Annotated in this window: 3 protein-coding genes; all 3 read right to left on the bottom strand. The window is 67.5% G+C overall.

Translation table 11 applies throughout. The features are described 5' to 3' along the window. Window positions 1-701 (bottom strand): hypothetical protein (locus EEJ42_RS11025; protein WP_123099773.1); only part of this gene is annotated, 701 nt, incomplete at its 3' end. A gap of 307 nt (window positions 702-1,008) precedes the next feature. Beyond that, the gene (locus EEJ42_RS11020) at window positions 1,009-1,617 is read right to left on the bottom strand and encodes a TerD family protein (protein ID WP_123099772.1); all 609 of its coding nucleotides are present in this window, start codon (window positions 1,615-1,617) and stop codon (window positions 1,009-1,011) included. A gap of 467 nt (window positions 1,618-2,084) precedes the next feature. After that, window positions 2,085-2,318: a hypothetical protein gene (locus EEJ42_RS11015; protein ID WP_123099771.1), complete on the bottom strand. Its 234-nt coding sequence runs from the start codon at window positions 2,316-2,318 to the stop codon at window positions 2,085-2,087. Between the last annotated feature and the right edge of the window lie 862 nt (window positions 2,319-3,180).

The following is a 3,180-nucleotide window of genomic DNA, read 5'->3' as shown; positions in this document are numbered from 1 at the left end:
GAAGCGGCGCGGAAGTGGGTGCACTCGCCCGAGGGAGCGTGGGCAGTGTGGTGCTGGCCGCAGTGGCAGCGGGCGGTGGGCTGCTCGCCCATGGTGTCGCAGTCGGTCAACCGGCACATTGGGCAGCGGCCGGCCGACAGGTGCGCGAGGGCCCGCAGTACGGACATGGCGTCCTTCTCATAGGGACGGATGGCATCCTCGAGGAACGAGGAGTCCTCCGGCTGCTCGTCGGCCTCCAGGCCCTTGTCGTTCATGAGCTGGGCGCGCTCGTTTTCCCAGGCGGTGATGGATGTGGCCGCTTCGGCTGCCAGGCGCTGGAGGGCGAGGCCGGTTCGGGCCAGGGGTTCACTGGTCTCGCGGAAGCTGGCCAGGCTCCAGACGATGACGTCTCCCCAGGTGGCCTGCTCCGTGGGAGGGCGGAAGAAGTGGATGTCCTCGCACAGCGAGGCACGGCGTGAGCCGTCGGGGAGGTCGTAGGTGATCAGCGCGTAGCGGGCGTCCTCCGCGTCGGGCCAGACCAGAAGCGGATCGGCCCATGTGGCCTGAGCGCTCCGGGCGGCCATCAGGATCTTCTCCAGGCCGTTCCAAGTGAGTTCGGGCGCGCTGTCGAAGAGCTCGTCCCACTGCTCGGGGGATCCGGGGTGTAGGTGGGGCGAGTTGTAGGCGGCGAGGGTGTCCAGTACCCAGGGGGCGTACGGCATGGGGTCTCCGCTCGGTCCGGTGGGCCGCGCTGAGTGCGCGGCGGGTGCCGATGANGTAGGCGGCGAGGGTGTCCAGTACCCAGGGGGCGTACGGCATGGGGTCTCCGCTCGGTCCGGTGGGCCGCGCTGAGTGCGCGGCGGGTGCCGATGAGCGTGGAGGCGCGGGAACCTAGGCGGGCAACAGCGCGGAACGCGCGTGAGCCCCCGGGGACTCGGTCCATGGGCGGGACCGGTCCTCGGGGGCCACGGGAGTAGCTTTCATGCGCAAAGCTGAAGAAGGAGTCGTTTTACGATAACTTCCCCTGAATTACGGCCATTTGTGTTCGTTTTCGGGCCCTCCATCCATGACAACCTTGATCGTCTCGGCTCCTTTTCGAAGCAGGCCGCCCCGCTGCACGGCCAGCGTGGGCCGATTTTCAGAACCGCGTGCGGAGTACTGCTCCAGCGCGTGGATGACTACGGAGTCGGGGGTGCTTTCGACCATTCCCGGGACGCACGAGTAGACCCTGTCGTCGTTGTTGGCGTTTTCGGCCGCGATCACGACCTTGTCGCCTGCCACCCCGTTGTCGAGCTCGAGGGTGACACGGTACCGGAAGAACGAGCCGGTTCCGTTGGACTTGGCCGAGTAGGCCACCGGTACGACAGCGCGGATCGAGTCGTTGAGCGTGATCTCGATCGTCTCCGTGGCCGTGCCCTGCGTCCCTCGGCCGACGTCGCCCAAGTGCTTGACCGCGCCGTCAGCAGTGCTCGACTGCGCCGGTACACCTACGGCGTCGAAGGTGGCGACGTACTCTATTTCGCCGTTGGTCCGAAGCACGATGGCCAGCAAGTCGTAGTCCGTGTTGCTACTCCACGACATGCGCGCAGTCACGCTGGCGGTCTTGGCCAGGGAGACGGGGTTGTCACCCTTGCTCATTTTGATCATGGTGGTCCTGTTCTGGTGGACGGATGCCGCACTCGCACCGATGAGTGCCGGGTTGCGGCCTGACCCCGGAACCGTGAGACACAGGCGGGTTAGCCGCGCAACTCGCTGTGCAAGGCCGACTTGGCCGCTGCCGCGCCGTGCTGTCTCCGACCGTAGAAGCGGGAAGGACCAGCTTGGAGGGGTAGGTCGGTTCGTCCCGCGGGGTGGCGTCCCATTCCGCTCGTACGGTCCGCCGGAGGGGACATAGGGTCGAGGGGGCTCGACCGGCTGGCGAGCACGCGCTCCGTGGAGGCATGCGTACGGGCCGGCTGCTGATTCAGGCGGGCTGCGCACTAACTGACGCTGAGGCGGGGTGGTCGGCGGTGGGCCGTCGGCGATGCAACGCCGTGGTTGCCAGAGTCCCGGGAGGCGGGAGACCCCGCCCCGCTCACAGCGGGACGGGGCCGGTGTGGGCAGGGTCAGCGTTGAGGGTAATCGCTCCCGCCGTCCTTGTCTTTCAGCAGCTCGTGGAGCTGGTCGAGCGTTGGAGGATCGTCGAGGGACTCGTCTGTAAGGAGTGTGCCGGTCGTGGTATCGACGACGTCGTAGCTGATCCCGTGGGCGTCCCGCCAGGTGAGGCGGTGCACCTCCAGAGTGCGCCCTTGCACATGGTGGGTGTCCACGACTCGTTCCGAGGTCACTTTGTCTCCCATGCTCCGGTTCCCTTGCTCGTTGCGATTGTGGGCAGTACTGCTCATTTGCGATCCGTCGTCGCACTCGTTGTGCGGCGCTGAGCTGGTGCACCGTGGCTTCCGGGAAGAGTGCGGGGCAACCAGCCCAAGTGCTTTGGTAGATGAATGAGGGCGCGGGTCGTGGTGCCCGAGCATGGCAGCGTCCCGGCCGTCAGGAGTTCCTGGCGGCCGGGACGGTGGCTGGGCGTGTCAGCTTTTCCAGATGCTGACGAGGCCATCGATCATGGCGGCGATGAGTCCACCGATCCAGGAGCGGTCGCGGCCGTGACGTTTGCGTGAGCGCCGGGTCACTTGGTGCGCCTCGGGTCGTCCTTGACGACGGATTTGGAACGGTAGGGCTCGTTGGGTGCGGCTGTGCGGGCAGCGGGCATCACCGTGCTCCTCTGTCGATGGAGTGGTGTGGTTGGTGCTTCCTCTCGGCCGCCGTTCGGCGGTCGGACGCCCTGAGCTGGGCAGGTGAGGAGACAGTGGCGCGTCGAGGGGTTAGCGCCGCAACCCGCACCTGACCTGGGCCTTAGCGGAGTGGCGTCCGTCGGCCGCGTGGGCTTCGGGGTGTGGGCGAGGGCAAGGCGAGCTTGCTGTGCCGCGGGGATGGTTGCCGCCGGGGTCCGTGCCCTGTCCCGCACGGTGATGTGCCTCCCGTTCCTGGGATTCGTCGCCGGGCCGGGACTTGGTCTTGCCGCGCCGCGGACGTCGGACGCTTCCCGGACTGCGCGCGGAGCGACCGAAGCGACTGAGGTATCGGGATGGACTCGGGGCTCAGACTGCGGGCAGTTGGGGACGACGTGTTGGTGAGGCACAGAGGCGCTTGGCTGGCCGCGCT

Source organism: Streptomyces botrytidirepellens (assembly GCF_003721215.1).
GTDB classification, from domain to species: domain Bacteria; phylum Actinomycetota; class Actinomycetes; order Streptomycetales; family Streptomycetaceae; genus Streptomyces; species Streptomyces himastatinicus.
This window is presented reverse-complemented; position numbering and strand designations above follow the sequence as displayed.